Here is a 15,675-nt window from a genome sequence, read left to right as displayed (position 1 = left end):
CTCGACGGGTGAGCCCACCACCTTGCCCATTACGATGGGGCCGCAACCAAGGGAGACCTTCGCGTGACGACCACAGAGCAGTCGCCTGATTCCAAGCCGCCGAGCGACTACGGCACCCACCCCGGCGCAGCCGCCAACCACGCGTTCAAGTGGGTGTCGACCGGCGCGGGCTCGCTCATCCTCATCACCCTCGCGGCCGTGGCGACGTTCCTCCTCATGGAGGCATGGCCCGCGGTGTCGATGCCGGCGGCCGAGCTGGGCGAGTCCGTCTCGTTCATCAAGCCCGAGGACGGCCAGAGCCTTCTCGAGATCATCGGCTTCCTGGTCTACGGCACCATCCTCATCTCGGTGATCGCGCTGCTGCTGGGCACCCCGGTGGCGATCGGCATCGCGCTGTTCATCTCGCACTTCGCCCCGCGCCGCCTCGCGCAGGGCCTCGGCTACCTCATCGACCTGCTCGCGGCCGTGCCCTCCGTGGTCTACGGCCTGTGGGGCGTCGCGGTGCTGGTGCCGTTCCTCCAGCCCTTCTACCAGTTCCTCGCGGACTACCTGGGCTGGATCCCGATCTTCGCGCCGCCGGAGTCCGGCGAGGTCTTCACCGGCCGCGTGGCGCTCTCCGCGGGCATCGTCCTCGCGATCATGATCATCCCGATCATCTCCGCCGTGTCGCGCGAGGTGTTCCTGCAGACCCCCAAGCTGCACGAGGAGGCCGCCCTCGCGATGGGCGCCACCCGCTGGGAGATGATCCGCATGGCGGTCTTCCCGTTCGGCCGCTCCGGCATGATCGGCGCGACCATGCTGGGCCTGGGCCGCGCGCTCGGCGAGACCATGGCCGTGCTGATGATCATCAGCCCCGGGCTCACGTTCTCCTCGCACATCCTGCAGCCCAACCAGCACAACACCATCGCCGCGTACATCGCGCTGCAGTTCCCCGAGGCCAACGCGCTCGGCGTGAACTCGCTCATCGCGATGGGTCTGGCGCTGTTCGTGATCACCCTGCTCGTCAACATGCTCGCCCGCTGGGTCGTCAGCCGTCGTAGCGAATTCTCGGGAGCCAACTGATGACGACCACGACGACCCTGACCTCGACCTCGCCCATGATGGGCCTGTCGCGGTCGCGCCGCCTCAAGAACGCGGGCATGACCGCGGTGGTCTACGGGGCGTTCGCGCTCGCCGTGATCCCGCTGGTGTGGCTCGCCGTCACCGTGGTGGTCAACGGCCTCGACCGCTTCTTCATCTCGGACGCCGAGGGGCTCGACGCGGGCTTCAACCTCGAGTTCCTGCAGCAGTCCATGCGCGGCGTGTTCGGGGCGGAGCCCCCGTTCGGCGGCATCCTGCACGCGGTCTGGGGCACCGTCCTCATGACGCTCGCCGCGACCGTGATCTCCGTGCCGATCGGCCTGCTCACCTCGATCTACCTGGTCGAGTACGGCAACGGCTGGCTCAAGAAGGCGATCACGTTCTTCGTGGACGTCATGACGGGCATCCCGTCGATCGTCGCCGGCCTGTTCGCCTACTCGCTGTTCGCGGTCATCGCGGGGCCGGGCACCAAGCTCGGCATCGTGGGCGCGATCGCGCTGTCCGTGCTGATGATCCCCGTGGTGGTGCGCTCCTCCGAGGAGATGCTGCGCCTGGTGCCCAACGAGCTGCGCGAGGCCTCCTACGCGCTGGGCGTGCCCAAGTGGCTCACGGTCCTCAAGGTGGTGGTCCGCACCGCGATCGCGGGCATCACCACCGGCGTCACGCTCGCCATCGCCCGCGTGATCGGCGAGACCGCCCCGCTGTTGGTCGCGGTGGGCGTCACGGACTCGATGAACTTCAACCTCTTCGACGGCCGCATGATGTCGCTGCCGGTGTACATCATCTCGGAGTACGAGAAGGGCGCCCTGCCCTGCAACACCGCCACCTGCGTCGCGGAGATCACCGAGTACCGCGCGTGGGCCGCGGCGCTGGTCCTCATCCTGATCGTGATGGCGCTCAACCTGATCGCCCGCCTCATCGCACGCTTCTTCTCCCCCAAGACCGGCCGCTAGCCAGAACCGGAGCTCCAGTGTCCAAGCGCATCGACGTCAACAACCTCAACGTCTACTACAGCAACTTCCTTGCGGTGGAGGACGTGTCGCTCGCGATCGAGCCCAAGTCGGTCACCGCGTTCATCGGCCCGTCGGGCTGCGGCAAGTCGACCTTCCTCCGCACGCTCAACCGCATGCACGAGGTCATCCCCGGCGCGCGCGTCGAGGGCGAGGTCCTCATGGACGGCGTCAACCTCTACGCCGACGCCGTGGACCCCGTGACGGTGCGCCGCCACGTGGGCATGGTGTTCCAGCGCCCCAACCCGTTCCCCACCATGTCGATCGCGGAGAACGTGCTTGCGGGCGTCAAGCTCAACAACAAGCGCATCTCCCGCGCCGACGCCGACGACCTGGTCGAGGCCTCGCTGCGCGGCGCGAACCTGTGGGAGGAGGTCAAGGACCGCCTCGACAAGCCCGGCTCCTCGCTCTCCGGCGGCCAGCAGCAGCGCCTGTGCATCGCCCGTGCGATCGCGATCAAGCCCGACGTGCTCCTCATGGACGAGCCCTGCTCCGCCCTGGACCCCATCTCGACCCTCGCGATCGAGGACCTCATCCAGGAGCTCAAGACCGAGTACACGATCGTGATCGTGACCCACAACATGCAGCAGGCCGCGCGCGTCTCCGACCGCACCGCGTTCTTCAACATCGCGGGCACCGGCAAGCCGGGCAAGCTCATCGAGATGAACGACACCCCGACCATGTTCTCCACCCCGTCGGAGAAGGCCACCGAGGACTACATCTCGGGCCGCTTCGGATGACCTGCTGAGACACCTCTCCACACGGAAGCGGGGCCGACGCGTGTGCGTCGGCCCCGCTTCCGTGCATCATCCCTGGTACGGGACTATGCGCTGGTTCCGTTGTGTGGACGGGTGCGCCTTCCGTGTGGAGGGGCGCGCGCGCCGCCGGGCTACAGCGAGTCGAGCTCCGGCTCGTACTCCGGGAGCGTGCCGTCGAGGACGGGCACCGTGTCGGTGACCGTGCCGGCCTCCTCGGAGGTCAGCACCACGTCCTGGATGCCGCCGGGCGCGCCGGAGGCGACGCCGGTGACGTGCGTCTCGCCCTCCTCGCCGCCGAGCTTGACGCTCTTGCCCGCGGGGACCTCGACGGCCACGGCCTCGCCGGTGCCCAGCCCCACGGAGACCTCGACGGGCTCCTCGCCGTAGTTGTGCAGCGAGCCGATCAGCACGGCCGCCTCGCCCTCGCCTTCGGTGATGACCAGGAGGTTGAGGCCCTTCACGTCGCCCACCTCGATGCTGACGCCGTCGGAGGCGTCGTACGCCTGCTGCGTGGTGATCGGGTTGACGGCGGAGCAGCCCGCCGTCGCGAGGGCGACGGCGGCGGCGAGCGAGAGGACGCGAACGGGGTGCTTCACGGCGGGACCTTTCCGGGGTGACAGTCACTGGAAGGATAGTGGCTCGCCGTGACGCGCGGCCACCGCGCGCGGGAGGCCGCGGGGCGCCATTTGTGGCATGCAATGCCGCCAAAACGCCGTTTCGGGGACCATCGGCCCACTGCCAGGCGAAATGCGCCTGTTATTGGGGAAATGCCAAATGGTAGAATGGAGTTCCGTCGAGAAGGGGATTACTCCACCATGAACTTCGTCGTTGGCGAGACCGTCGTCTACCCCCACCATGGGGCGGCCCAGATCCAGGACATCAAGAAGCGCATCATCCGCGGCGAGGAGAAGACCTACCTCAAGCTGAAGGTGGCGCAGGGTGACCTGACCATCGAGGTGCCGGCCGAGAACGTCGACCTGGTGGGAGTCCGCGACGTCGTCGACCAGGCGGGCCTGGAGAAGGTGTTCGGCGTCCTGCGCGAGCCCTACATCGAGGAGCCCACCAACTGGTCGCGCCGCTACAAGGCCAACGTCGAGAAGCTCGCCTCGGGCGACGTGATCCGCGTGGCCGAGGTGGTCCGCGACCTGTCCCGCCGCGACACCGACAAGGGCCTGTCCGCCGGCGAGAAGCGCATGCTGCACAAGGCGCGCCAGATTCTCGTCTCGGAGCTCGCGCTCGCCGAGAAGTGCGACGAGCAGGCCGCGGAGGCCCGTCTCGACGAGGTCCTCGCCTCGTGACCGTCGCGGCCGTGGTCACGGCCGCCGGCTACGGGACCCGGCTGGGTTCCGACCTTCCCAAGGCGCTGGTGCGCGTCGCGGGCGAGCCGCTCGTGGTGCACGCCGTGCGCCGCGCGCTGGCCGTCGCCTCGCGCGTGGTGGTGACGGCGCCGCCCACCCACGTGGACGCCTTCGCGAGCGTCCTCGCGGGTCTGGACGCGCGCATCGTCCCCGGCGCGGACTCCCGCCAGGGGTCCGTGGCCGCGGGCCTCGCGGCCCTCGCGCCGGCCGCGTCCGACGTGGTCCTGGTGCACGATGCTGCGCGCGCCTTCCAGCCCGCGTCCGTGATGCGCGCGGTCGCCGCGGCGGTGGAGGAGGGCGCGGACGGCGCCATCCCCGTGGTCCCCGTGGTGGACACCCTGGTGACCGCGCCCGCTGCCGACGGCGCGCTGGGCGATCCCGTTGACCGCGCCGGCTTCCGCGTGGTGCAGACCCCGCAGGCGTTCCGCGCGTCCGTGCTGCTGGACGCGCACGCGCGCGGCGGCTCTGCGGCGACCGACGACGCGACCCTCGCGCGCTCCCTGGGCTACCGCGTGGTGGCCGTCGACGGCCACGAGTGGGGCGTCAAGATCACCCACGGCGGCGACCTCGCGCTCGCCGAGCACATCGCGGCGGAGTCCGCGCGCGCAGAGGAGACGGTGTGAACCTGCCCCGGACCGGGATCGGCGTGGACGTGCACGCGTTCGGCGGCTCGCGGCCGCTCATGGTGGCGGGCCTCGAGTGGCCGGGCGAGCCGGGTCTCGAGGGTCACTCGGACGCGGACGTCGCCGCGCACGCCGCGTGCGACGCGCTGCTGTCCGCCGCCGGGCTCGGGGACCTGGGCTCGAACTTCGGCACCTCGCGTCCCGAGTGGGCGGGAGCGGCCGGCGTCGCGCTGCTCGCGGAGTCCGCGCGGCTGGTGCGCGATGCCGGGTTCGTGATCGGCAACGTGGCGGTGCAGGTGATCGGCAACCGGCCCAAGCTCGCGCCGCGGCGCGCGGAGGCCGAGGCCGCGCTGTCCGCCGCGTGCGGCGCTCCCGTGACCGTGGCCGGCACCACCACCGACGGCCTGGGGTTGACGGGCCGCGGCGAGGGCATCGCGGCCATCGCGACGGCGCTGATCGTCGCGGGCTGACACCGCGCCTCGCCCCCTTCACCGGGCGGGACACTCACCGTGCTCTTTCGGCGCCCGCCGCGCCGGGCGGGACAGCCCTCCAGGAGCGCGCTGGGCCGAGCGTCCCGCAGGAGACAGGAGCACCTCAAAAAGCACGGTGAGCGTCCCGGAAGCCGAGGCGCGGCGCGAACGGGACCATCGCATCGTCCCTCCAGGCACCCGACCGGTAGCCTGGGCGCGTGACCCTGCACCTGTACGACACCGCCACCCGCGACGAGCGCGCCTTCGCGCCGCTCACCCCCGGCAAGGTGGGCATCTACCTGTGCGGTCCCACGGTGCAGAGCGCGCCGCACGTCGGCCATCTGCGCAGCGCCGTCGCGTTCGACGTGCTGCAGCGCTGGCTCGAGCGGTCCGGCTACCAGGTGACCCTGGTGCGCAACGTCACCGACATCGACGACAAGACGCTCGCCAAGGCCGCCGACGCCGGCTGGGAGTGGTGGGCCTGGGCGCTCAAGCACGAGCGCGAGTTCCAGGCCGCGTACGCCGCGGTGGGCGTCAAGCCGCCGGCCGCGGAGCCGCGCGCGACGGGGCACATCCCGGAGATCGTGGCGCTGGTGCAGCGGCTCATCGACGCGGGCCACGCCTACGAGAACGGCGGCTCGGTCTACTTCGACGTGCGCTCGTACGCGGGCTACGGCGCCCTCACCCGCCAGGCGCTCGACGACCTCTCGCCCGCGACCGACTCGCCCACCGAGGACAAGCGCGACCCCCACGACTTCGCGCTGTGGAAGGCCCGCAAGGACGGCGAGCCCGACACCGCGTCGTGGGACTCGCCGTGGGGGCCGGGGCGTCCGGGCTGGCACATCGAGTGCTCGGCGATGTCGCAGCGCTACCTGGGCGACGAGTTCGACATCCACGGCGGCGGCCTCGACCTGCGCTTCCCGCACCACGAGAACGAGCAGGCGCAGTCCCGCGCGGCCGGCTACGGCTTCGCGCACCTGTGGATGCACTCGGCGTGGGTGACGCAGTCGGGCGCGAAGATGTCGAAGTCGCTGGGCAACGGCCTGCTGGTCTCCGAGGTGCTCGCCGCCCACGAGCCCGCCGCGCTGCGCCTCGCGCTCGCCGCCGTGCACTACCGCTCGATGCTCGAGTACTCGCCGTCGACGCTCGACGAGGCGTCCGCGCAGTGGGCGCGCTTCCAGAGCTTCGTGGCGCGAGCGTCTGAGAAGGTGGGCGCCGTGCCCGCCGCCGCGGTCGCGGAGCCGGCGCTGCCCGACGCGTTCGTCGAGGCCATGGACGACGACCTGGGCGTCCCGCGCGCCCTCGCGGTCATCCACGAGACGGTCCGCGCCGGCAACGCCGCGCTCACCGCGGGGGACGATGCGGCGGTCGCCTCCGCGCTCCTGGCGGCTCGGGCGATGCTCGACGTCCTGGGGCTGGACCCCGCCGCGCCCGAGTGGGCGGGGGAGAAGGCCGGGGCCTCGAGCTCCGCGATGGGCGCGCTCGACTTCCTGGTGAAGGCCGACATCGAGGCGCGCGCCGCGGCCCGCGCCGCGAAGGACTGGGGCACCGCCGACGCGATCCGCGACCGGCTGGCCGGCGCGGGGATCGTGATCGCGGACGCCGCCGACGGCGCCCGCTGGTCGCTCGCCGCGGACGCCTGAGCCCCGCCGCGCCCCGGGGCCCGTACCCTTGTGACCATGGCTGGTAACTCGAAGCGCCGCGGCGCGACCCGAACTGCGGGATCCAAGAAGGGCGCGAAGGTCGGCACCGGCGGCCACGGCCGCAAGGCGCTCGAGGGCAAGGGCCCCACCCCCAAGGCGGAGGAGCGGCCCAACCACAAGGCGTACAAGGCCAAGGTGCGCGCCGAGAAGGAGGCCGCCAAGCGGCCCCAGTCCGCGGCCCGCAGCACCCCGCGCGACCGCACGTCGCGCGCCGTCGACCTCGTGGTCGGCCGCAACAGCGTGCTCGAGGCGCTGCGCGAGGGCATGAGCGCGACCCTGCTGAGCGTGTTCAACCGGATCGACGCGGACGACCGCGTCACCGAGATCGTCTCCCTCGCCGTCGAGCAGGGCGTCGCCGTCCGCGAGGTCACCAAGGCCACGCTCGACGCGCTCGCGGACGGCTCGCCTCACCAGGGCGTCGCGCTCGAGGTGCCGCCGTACGAGTACGCGCACCCGTCCGACCTGCTCGAGGCCCCCGCGCCGGTGCGCATCATCGCGCTCGACGGCATCCAGGACCCGCGCAACCTGGGCGCGATCGTGCGCTCGGCGGCCGCGTTCGGCGCGTCCGGCGTGCTCATCCCCGAGCGCCGCGCCGCCGGCATGACGGTGGCCGCCTGGAAGGTGTCCGCGGGCGCCGCGTCGCGCATCCCCGTCGCGCGCGCCACCAACATGGTGCGCACGCTCGAGGAGTACAAGAAGGCCGGGCTGTTCGTGCTGGGTCTCGCCGGCGACGGCGAGGTCGACCTGCACGCCTCGAGCCTGCTCGACGGGCCGCTCGTGATCGTGGTCGGCGCGGAAGGCGAGGGCCTGTCCCGCCTGGTGCGCGAGACCTGCGACCAGATCGTCTCCATCCCCATCGCCGCGACCACGGAGAGCCTCAACGCCTCCGTCGCGGCCTCGATCGCGCTCTACGAGGCGTCGAAGGCGCTCACCGCGTAGTCCTGCTGGGCACCTATCCACGCGGGACGATGCCTGGGCCGGCCTTCGCGGGCATGTGCCCGTTCACATCGGATCTCGTGGGTGGAGGAGCGCCCCGCGCGCGTGGAGGAGTGCCCGCGGGCCCCTAGAACCCGGCCTCCTCCGAGGCCGCCGCCTCGTCCTCCTCGGCGACCGCCGCATCGTGCGCCCGGCGCTTGCGCTCCTCGATCTCGCCCGACAGGGGCGAGCGCTCGGGGGCGGGGACGCGCGTGGACTCGCGGCGGACCGAGGGCGGCGGGGTGGTGCCCGGCTCGGGGGCGGGGACCTCGCCCCACGCGTACGTGTTGTCGTTCTCGAACGGGTCGCGCGGCACGAACTCGGTGCCCACCTCGTCGGTGAGCGCCGGCAGCTCGGCGGTCATCTCCGCGAGCGAGCGGCCCAGCACCGCGCGCTCGTCGGGGCGCAGCGGCAGCACGTTCTTCACGTACGAGGCGGTCGCGACGGGCATCGGCACGTCCTGGCCCGCCGACTCGGCGAGGTACCAGCGGTGGTCGAGCACCTCGTGGAACACCTGCGCCGGCTCGAGCTTGCCGCGCAGCTCGCGCGGCACCGCGCGCACCGTCGGCTCGAAGATGGTGGTGAGCCACTCGTGGGCGGCGAAGGCCTCGTCGTCGTAGTGACCGGCGCGCACGGCGCGGAACTCGTCGAGGTCGTTGAGCAGGCGTCGTGCCTGGTTCTCCTGCACGTCGAGGCCGGTGAGGCGCATGAGGCGGCGCGAGTGGAAGCCTGCGTCCACCACCTTGGGGCGGATGCGCAGGCCCTGGCCGTCGGGGGTGGAGAGCATGTCGAGCTCGCCCACATCGAAGCCCAGCTCGTTGAGCTCGCGCACGCGCTCCGCGACCTTGAACGGCACGTTCGCATCGAACGTCTCCGTCTCGGTGAGGGCGGCCCAGAGGCGCTCGTACTTCGAGGTGAGCCGGTCGCCGATCGCGAACGGGTCGATCCCCTCGTCGAGGTCCTCGTTGGCCTGCAGGTCCAGGATCTCGCCGATGATGTTGGTGGTCGCGATCTCGAGGTCGTAGCCGCGCTGACCGTCGGTGAGGCGCTCGTGCAGGTCGCCGGTCTCGGCGTCCACCAGGTACGCGCTGAACTCGGACGCGTCGCGGCGGAACAGCGCGTTCGACAGCGACACGTCGCCCCAGTAGAAGCCGTTGAGATGCAGGCGGACCAGCAGCACCGACAGCGCGTCGATGAGGCGGTTGAGCGTGCCCTTGCGCAGCGCGGTGGAGAACAGCGCGCGGTAGGGCAGCGAGAACGCGAGGTGCTCCGTCACCAGCGCGGCGGACAGCTCCTCGCCGCCGGGCGTGCGCCGCTGCGTCACCACCGCGACGGCGTGCACGCACGGCGCCTCCATGCGCTCGAGCTCGCGCAGCATCTGGAACTCGCGGTACGCGATCTCGCGGTTGGTCTCCTTGACCGCGAGCACGTTCGCGCCGTGCCGCACGAACCTCACCACGTGCCTCGACAGTCCGCGCGGGAGGGCGGCGATGCGCTCCTCGGGCCACGCGGACAGCGGGATGTCCCACGGCAGCTCCATCAGAGCAGGATCGGCGGCCCCGGTGATGTGCGGCATGGGTCCAGCGTAGCGAGCGGCCCCCGGGACTTGGTGCGACGCGTGCACCTCTCCACACGGAACGTGCACTCCTCCACCGACAACCTGGGACGATGCGCGGCGAGCGTTCGCATGGAACGTTTCAGGGCCGCTCGCGTGTGGAGAGGTGCACGGGGGCGTCTCGCCAGGGAAAGCCGAAGGGCGGCCCCGGCCGAAGCCGGGACCGCCCTTCAGGAGCGCGGACTAGTTCGCGAGCGAACGCGACGCGGCGGTCTGTACCGGGTGCGTCGAGATGCGCTGCTGCGTGGCGGCCGAGAACACGTGCTGCTCGCCCGGGCGGATGGTGACCCACACGGTGTCGCCCTTGCCGGGGACGTCGCGGGGGTCGACGCGGACGATGACCTGGCCCTGGTTGTTGACGGCGTCGCCCGACGGGTCGTGCGCGAGGCTTGCCGGCAGCTGGCCGTAGACGAACGCGTCCGAGCCGAGCTCCTCCACCACGTTGACCTCGACCGGGATGGCGCCCTCGGTGTTCGGGGCGACACGGTCGAGCGACTCGGGGCGGAAGCCGAGGACCACGTCGCCCTTGTCGGCCTCGGTCATGTTGGCGACGGTCTCGCGCTCGAGCTGCACCTTGGCGGGGCCCACGTGGGCGAAGCCGTCGTGGACCTGGAAGGTCGAGAGGTTCATCGCCGGCGAGCCGATGAAGCCCGCGACGAACACGTTCGCCGGGGTGTCGTACATCTCGCGCGGCGTGCCGACCTGCTGGAGGAGGCCGTCCTTGAGGACCGCGATGCGGTCACCCATGGTGAGTGCCTCGACCTGGTCGTGGGTCACGTACACCGTGGTGGTGCCCAGGCGACGCTGCAGCGCGGCGATCTGGGTACGGGTCTGGACGCGCAGCTTGGCGTCGAGGTTCGACAGCGGCTCGTCCATGAGGAACACCTGCGGCTGACGGACGATCGCGCGACCCATGGCGACGCGCTGACGCTGACCACCGGAGAGGGCCTTCGGCTTGCGGTCGAGGTACTCGGTGAGGTCCAGGATCTTCGCGGCGGCCTCGACGCGCTCGCGGATGGTGGCCTTGTCGACCTTGGCGATCTTGAGGGCGAAGCCCATGTTGTCGGCGACGGTCATGTGCGGGTACAGCGCGTAGGACTGGAACACCATCGCGATGTCGCGGTCCTTGGGCTGGACGTGCGTGACGTCGCGGTCGCCCACGTAGATGGAGCCCTTGTCGACGTCCTCGAGGCCGGCGAGCATGCGCAGCGAGGTGGACTTTCCGCAGCCGGAGGGGCCGACGAGGACCAGGAACTCGCCATCGGCGATCTGCAGGTCGAGCGCGTCGACAGCGGGACGCTCGGTGCCGGGGTAGATCCGCGACGCCTTGTCATAGGTAACGGTGGCCATGGCCGTGTTCTCCTTCACCGGCAGGTACGTGCCGGACGATCCGTAGTGAAGTGTGCCGTTGTGTGTCCACATTGACACGCCAGGCAGGTGCCCGGCCCGCCCATCATGGCACATCCGGCTCGGGACCCGGCACCCCTGGCGACCGCCGGGAGCCGCGGACGGGACGATGCGCCAGGTAGGTTGGGCGCATGGCGGGGCTTCGGCGCGAGGTGGGTGACATCGTCGGCGGCTATCGCGTCCTGGGGCGCCTGGGCGCCGGCGGCTCGGGCTCGGTCTACCGCGTGGCCGACGAGGCGGGCCACGAGGCCGCCCTCAAGCTGGTCGACGCCCGCGAGGACGAGGTCGCCGCGGCGCGCCTGGCCCGCGAGGTCCGTGCCCTGCAGTCGCTGCGCCACCCCGCGGTGCCGCACATCCTCGACGCCGAGCTCGACGAGGACGAGACGTTCGTGGTCTTCGAGTTCGTGCCCGGGCAGACCCTGTTCGACCACATCCAGCGTCACGGACCGCTCGCGGGCGACGCGCTCGCGTCCTTCGCGGACCGCACCGCCTCCGCGCTCGAGGCGGTGCACGCCGCCGGTGTGGTCCACCGCGACGTCACCCCGTCCAACGTGATGATGAGCCCCGCCGGTCCCGTGCTCATCGACTTCGGGCTCGCGCACCGGACCGACGACTCGCGCCTCACCCGCGAGGGCCTGGTGAGCGGCACCCCCGGTTACGTGGCGCCCGAGGTGATCGACGGCGCGGACCCCGGCGTCGCCGCCGACCGCTGGTCCTGGGCCGCGACCGTCGCCTTCGCGATGACCGGCCACGGCCCGTTCGGCTCGGGCGCGGGCGCGATCTCGCGCACCCTCGAGGGCGACCTCACCCTGCCCGACGTGCCCGGCGCCGACGCGCTCCGCGCCGCGCTCGGCCGCGACGTCCGCGCCCGCCCCGGCATGCGCGACGTGGTGGCCGCGCTGCGCGGAGCGACCGCGATCATGCCCACGCTGCCCGCCACCACGATCGCCCCGACCGCCGTCGCGCCCACCGCCGTCATGGAGCGCCCGTGGGAGGACCCCGACGCGACCACCGTGCTTCCCAGCGGGGAGATGCCGGTGGACGATGCGCGGGACGACTGGGTACCCGACCTCCCGTGGGAGGGCGGGCCGGGGGAGGACGAGGAGGCGCCTGAGTCCGAGGAGCTCGAGGCGTGTCCCGTGGCCCCCCGCCGCCGCTGGCTGCTCGCGCTCGCGGGCGCCGTGGTGGTGGTGGCCGCGCCGCTCGCGCCGATCGTGACGTTCCTGGTGATGGTGGGCGTCGCGATCCTCGCGCGCGGCGTATACCGCCGCGCCGTCGCGCTCGAGGCCGCCGTGGTCAAGCGCGGCCGGCGCCGCACCACGGACACCGTGGTGCAGACCATCGGGCTGCCGTGGCACGTGCTCCGTGCGGCCGGTGAGTCCGTGCCCGCGGTGCTGATGGCCGCCGTGCTGGGCGCGGGCCTGACGCTCGCGGCGTGGCAGCTGATCGACGCGGGCGTGCTCGACGTCGCCGGCACGGACATCGAGGACGCGCTCGCGCTGTGCGCGGGCATGCTGGTCGCGGAGCTGATCCTCGCGTTCGGCCCCTACATGTCCGGCACGCGTCAGGGCGCGCACCGCATGGCGGCCGCGGTGACCCCGACCGGCGGGCTGCGGGTGGCGTGGGCGCTGGTCGCGGTGACCGCGATGCTGGTGTGCGTGATCGCCCTGTGGGTGGGAGCCGAGACGTGGTGGTGGCCCCTCGCCGAGGCGCCCGTCCAGGGAGCCTGAGCCACCGCATCGTCCCCTTCCGGAACAACCGCGGGTACCGGGACGTTGGGCGGGCAGGCGGAGCGCGGCGCGAGCGATACCGTGAGCGTGCGCGAGACTGAGGAGAACGATGTGACCAGCGAGGCTGTCGAGTCCGAGACCGAGGCGCCCGCGCGGCGCTGGGACACCGTCCAGCCGTGGCTGAGCCTGCTGGTGCGCCTGTCGATGGCGGGCACCCTCATCGCGGCCGCGATCCCGAAGATGCTGGACATCCCGCAGTCGATCATCGCGGTGCGCGCGTACCGGATCCTGCCGGAGGCGGTGGTGCCGTTCGTGGGCACCATGCTGCCGTTCGTCGAGCTGATCCTCGCGGTGTTCCTGCTCGCGGGCCTGTTCACGCGGATCTCCGCGATCGTGTGGCTGCTGATGATGGCAGGGTTCGTGATCGGCGTGATCTGGGCATGGACGCACGGGCTGTCGATCGACTGCGGCTGCTTCGGCGGCGGCGGCGAGGTCGCCGAGGGCACCACCAACTACCCGCTGCACATGCTCGAACGCGCCGGGTTCGTGCTCCTCGGCACGTACCTGCTGATCTGGCCGCGGTCCAAGTTCTCCGCCGACGAGTGGATGAAGGCAGCCTGACGGCTGTCGAGTAGATTTCTGCCGTACCCCGACGACCCCCTGGAGAGATCGATGGCGAGCAAGACCCCCAAGCCCGACGCGCGAGCGGCGGCGAAGGCCAAGGCCCAGGCGCAGGTGCGCGCCCAGGAGCGCAAGACCACGATGATGATCGTCGCGGGCTCCGTGGTGGGTCTGGCGCTGTTCGGGGCGCTCATCTTCTTCATCGTGAACCAGAGCAAGGTGCCCGAGCTCGGCTCGGACGGCGCGACCGCCCCCGCGGCGGCCGACGCGACCGGCGGCATCCCCGTGGGCACCACCGGCGTGGTCGGCGAGGCCGTCCCCACCGACGTGCCGCGCGTCGACATCTACCTCGACTTCATGTGCCCCATCTGCGGCACGTTCGAGGCGATCAACGCCGAGGACCTCGACGAGCTCCGCGAGGCCGGCGACATCTCGCTGTACTACCACCCGATCTCGATCCTCGACCGGTACTCCTCCGGCACCGAGTTCTCGACCCGTGCGGCCGGCGCGGCCGGCGTGGTCGCGGACCAGGCCCCCGAGCAGTTCCACGACTTCGTCGCGACCATGTTCGCCAACCAGCCCGAGGAGAACTCCACGGGCCTGTCGGACGAGGAGATCGCGGACCTCGCGATCGCCGTGGGCGTGACCGAGGGCGTGGCCGCGAACCTGGCGGACGACGACTTCAAGAAGTGGGCGACCGCCGCGACCCAGCAGGCGTCGGTGGACGGCATGCAGGGCACCCCGACGGTGCGCGTGTCCGAGTCCGGCGAGTTCGCCGACGGCGCGATCCTCGAGGACGTCGACTACTTCACCGAGGGCTCGCTCAAGGCCTACCTGGAGAGCCTGGGTTCGTAACCCGCGTCACTCGCGTGCGTGAGGCGAGCGCCGCATCGTCCCCTCGGGGATGGTGCGGCGCTCGTGCGTGCGGGGGCGTGTGTGGGGCGCCGGGCGCGGCCGGTATCCTGGCCGCCGCAGGCTGGCATGGCGCAATCGGTAGCGCAGCGCTCTTGTAAAGCGAAGGTTGCGGGTTCGAGTCCCGCTGCCAGCTCCACTTCCGCCGGGCACACGCGTGCTCCCGCCCGGCTCCCTCACTCGCCGGGACACTCACCGTGCTTTTTCTGAGGTCTGTGCGTCGGGCGGGACAGCCGACCGGGATGGTCGGGAGCGCGGACCGAGCCGCTGTCCCGTGCGACGCACGTCGAGCCCAGAAAGCACGGTGAGTGTCCCGCAGGAACGGGGCCCGGTCAGAGAACTCAGAAGAGCGCGGCCGGCGGTCCCGCGCTGAGCCCCACGTCCGGCTCCGTGCTCCAGCGGATGGGCGCCGCGCCCTGCTCCTCCAGCAGCGCGTTCACGCGCGAGAACGGCCGCGACCCGAAGAACCCGCGGCGGGCGCTCAGCGGCGAGGGGTGCGCGCTCGCGATCACCGGCACGTCCCCGAGCAGCGGCGCGAGCGACTGCGCCTCGCGCCCCCACAGCACCGCGACCAGCGGCCCGCCGCGCGCGGCCAGCGCCTCGATCGCGCGCGCCGTCACCTGCTCCCAGCCCCGGCCGCGATGCGAGCCCGCCTCGCCGGGCGCGACGGTCAGCACGCGGTTGAGCAGCAGGACCCCCTGTGACGCCCACCCCGACAGGTCGCCGGAGCCCAGCTCCTCGCCGGTGTCCGCGGCCAGCTCAGCCGCGATGTTGCGCAGGGACCGCGGCATCGGTCGGCCCGGCGCGACCGAGAAGCTCAGCCCCACCGCGTCGCCCGGCGTGGGGTAGGGGTCCTGGCCCACCAGGAGCACCCGCACGTCGGCGAGCGGCGCGGCGAACGCCCGCAGCACCTGCGCGCGCGGCGGGAGGAACTCCGAGCCGTCCAGGGACGCGAGCGCGGCGTCGAGCGCCGGGCCCGCCGGCGCCAGCGCCTCCGCCCAGTCCGCGGCCACGCCGGTCCGCCAGTCGACATCCACGGCGCCACCCTAGCGAGCCCCGGAGCGCCTGGTCGGGACGGCCCTCGCGCGCACTTACGCTGGTCCCACCCACGGGGAAGCCACGGGAAGGAGGACGGATGGACGCCGGCGCGGCACACGCGGTCGAGCAGCCCGCGCTGAGCGAGCGCGATGCGGACATCCTCGCCTTCGAGGGCACGTGGTGGCGCTTCGCGGGCGCCAAGGAGGACGCCGTGCGCGACCGCTTCGGGCTGTCCGCGACGCAGTACTACCAGGTGCTCAACGCCCTGATCGACACCCCCGCGGCCCTCGCGCACGACCCGGTCCTGGTCCAGCGCCTGCGCCGCACCCGCGCGACGCGTCGCCGAGGACGTACGCCACTGGAACGGTAGGGTAT

15 protein-coding genes, 1 tRNA gene and 1 pseudogene are annotated in these 15,675 nt (G+C 72.1%); 13 read left to right on the top strand and 4 right to left on the bottom strand.

Annotated features, from left to right (window positions below; translation table 11 throughout):
- Positions 1–63 precede the first annotated feature (63 nt).
- The 3 genes from pstC to pstB are packed head-to-tail and all read left to right on the top strand — an operon-like array spanning position 64 to position 2,830.
- The gene (gene pstC, locus AOM05_RS09495) at positions 64–1,062 is read left to right on the top strand and encodes a phosphate ABC transporter permease subunit PstC (protein ID WP_062521619.1); all 999 of its coding nucleotides are present in this window, start codon (positions 64–66) and stop codon (positions 1,060–1,062) included.
- Positions 1,062–2,033, top strand: coding sequence for a phosphate ABC transporter permease PstA (gene pstA / locus AOM05_RS09490; protein ID WP_062521617.1), 972 nt, complete (start codon positions 1,062–1,064; stop codon positions 2,031–2,033). The genes pstC and pstA overlap by 1 nt, the downstream gene beginning before the upstream one ends.
- A gap of 17 nt (positions 2,034–2,050) precedes the next feature.
- Positions 2,051–2,830 carry a phosphate ABC transporter ATP-binding protein PstB gene (gene pstB, locus AOM05_RS09485; RefSeq protein WP_062521615.1) on the top strand — a complete coding sequence of 260 codons (780 nt, stop codon included), beginning with the start codon at positions 2,051–2,053 and terminating at the stop codon, positions 2,828–2,830.
- A gap of 149 nt (positions 2,831–2,979) precedes the next feature.
- Here the strand turns inward: pstB and AOM05_RS09480 are convergent, their stop codons facing one another.
- Positions 2,980–3,444 (bottom strand): hypothetical protein, encoded by a 465-nt coding sequence (locus AOM05_RS09480; RefSeq protein ID WP_062521613.1) that lies wholly within the window; start codon positions 3,442–3,444, stop codon positions 2,980–2,982.
- A 219-nt stretch (positions 3,445–3,663) separates the two neighbouring features.
- Between AOM05_RS09480 and AOM05_RS09475 the strand changes: the two genes are divergently transcribed.
- From AOM05_RS09475 to rlmB, 5 genes are all read left to right on the top strand, one after another.
- Complete coding sequence (locus AOM05_RS09475) at positions 3,664–4,146, top strand: CarD family transcriptional regulator (protein WP_062292602.1); 483 nt, start codon at positions 3,664–3,666, stop codon at positions 4,144–4,146.
- The gene (locus tag AOM05_RS09470) at positions 4,143–4,829 is read left to right on the top strand and encodes an IspD/TarI family cytidylyltransferase (protein ID WP_156165133.1); all 687 of its coding nucleotides are present in this window, start codon (positions 4,143–4,145) and stop codon (positions 4,827–4,829) included. Before AOM05_RS09475 ends, AOM05_RS09470 begins: the two co-directional genes overlap by 4 nt.
- Positions 4,826–5,299 (top strand): 2-C-methyl-D-erythritol 2,4-cyclodiphosphate synthase, encoded by a 474-nt coding sequence (ispF, locus tag AOM05_RS09465; RefSeq protein ID WP_062521609.1) that lies wholly within the window; start codon positions 4,826–4,828, stop codon positions 5,297–5,299. Before AOM05_RS09470 ends, ispF begins: the two co-directional genes overlap by 4 nt.
- Positions 5,300–5,517: 218 nt before the next feature.
- Positions 5,518–6,942, top strand: a complete 1,425-nt coding sequence (gene cysS, locus AOM05_RS09460) for a cysteine--tRNA ligase (RefSeq protein WP_062521608.1) — start codon at positions 5,518–5,520, stop codon at positions 6,940–6,942.
- Between the two features lie 36 nt (positions 6,943–6,978).
- Positions 6,979–7,941 carry a 23S rRNA (guanosine(2251)-2'-O)-methyltransferase RlmB gene (gene rlmB / locus AOM05_RS09455; protein WP_062521606.1) on the top strand — a complete coding sequence of 321 codons (963 nt, stop codon included), beginning with the start codon at positions 6,979–6,981 and terminating at the stop codon, positions 7,939–7,941.
- Between the two features lie 415 nt (positions 7,942–8,356).
- Here rlmB and AOM05_RS09450 read toward each other — a convergent pair.
- Positions 8,357–9,553, bottom strand: a pseudogene (locus AOM05_RS09450) (DUF4032 domain-containing protein); the annotation flags it as partial.
- Between the two features lie 222 nt (positions 9,554–9,775).
- Complete coding sequence (locus tag AOM05_RS09445; RefSeq protein ID WP_062521604.1) at positions 9,776–10,942, bottom strand: ABC transporter ATP-binding protein; 1,167 nt, start codon at positions 10,940–10,942, stop codon at positions 9,776–9,778.
- Positions 10,943–11,130: 188 nt separating this feature from the next.
- Between AOM05_RS09445 and AOM05_RS09440 the strand changes: the two genes are divergently transcribed.
- The 4 genes from AOM05_RS09440 to AOM05_RS09425 all read left to right on the top strand — a co-directional run bounded on the left by AOM05_RS09440 (position 11,131) and on the right by AOM05_RS09425 (position 14,401).
- Positions 11,131–12,729, top strand: coding sequence for a serine/threonine-protein kinase (locus tag AOM05_RS09440; RefSeq protein WP_062521602.1), 1,599 nt, complete (start codon positions 11,131–11,133; stop codon positions 12,727–12,729).
- A 111-nt stretch (positions 12,730–12,840) separates the two neighbouring features.
- Positions 12,841–13,350 carry a MauE/DoxX family redox-associated membrane protein gene (locus tag AOM05_RS09435; RefSeq protein ID WP_062521599.1) on the top strand — a complete coding sequence of 170 codons (510 nt, stop codon included), beginning with the start codon at positions 12,841–12,843 and terminating at the stop codon, positions 13,348–13,350.
- 51 nt (positions 13,351–13,401) lie between these two features.
- A complete protein-coding gene (locus tag AOM05_RS09430) occupies positions 13,402–14,205 on the top strand; it encodes a DsbA family protein (protein WP_062521598.1) in 804 nt (267 codons plus the stop codon).
- Between the two features lie 120 nt (positions 14,206–14,325).
- A tRNA-Thr gene (locus AOM05_RS09425) sits at positions 14,326–14,401 on the top strand.
- A gap of 202 nt (positions 14,402–14,603) precedes the next feature.
- Here AOM05_RS09425 and AOM05_RS09420 read toward each other — a convergent pair.
- A complete protein-coding gene (locus AOM05_RS09420) occupies positions 14,604–15,299 on the bottom strand; it encodes a uracil-DNA glycosylase (protein ID WP_062521596.1) in 696 nt (231 codons plus the stop codon).
- Between the two features lie 98 nt (positions 15,300–15,397).
- Between AOM05_RS09420 and AOM05_RS09415 the strand changes: the two genes are divergently transcribed.
- Positions 15,398–15,670 carry a DUF3263 domain-containing protein gene (locus tag AOM05_RS09415; RefSeq protein ID WP_062521594.1) on the top strand — a complete coding sequence of 91 codons (273 nt, stop codon included), beginning with the start codon at positions 15,398–15,400 and terminating at the stop codon, positions 15,668–15,670.
- Positions 15,671–15,675: the final 5 nt, after the last annotated feature.

It is taken from the genome of Demequina silvatica (assembly GCF_000971215.1).
GTDB classification, from domain to species: Bacteria; Actinomycetota; Actinomycetes; order Actinomycetales; family Demequinaceae; genus Demequina; species Demequina silvatica.
Note: the sequence above shows the minus strand (reverse complement) of the source record. Positions and strands in the feature narration are given on the sequence as shown.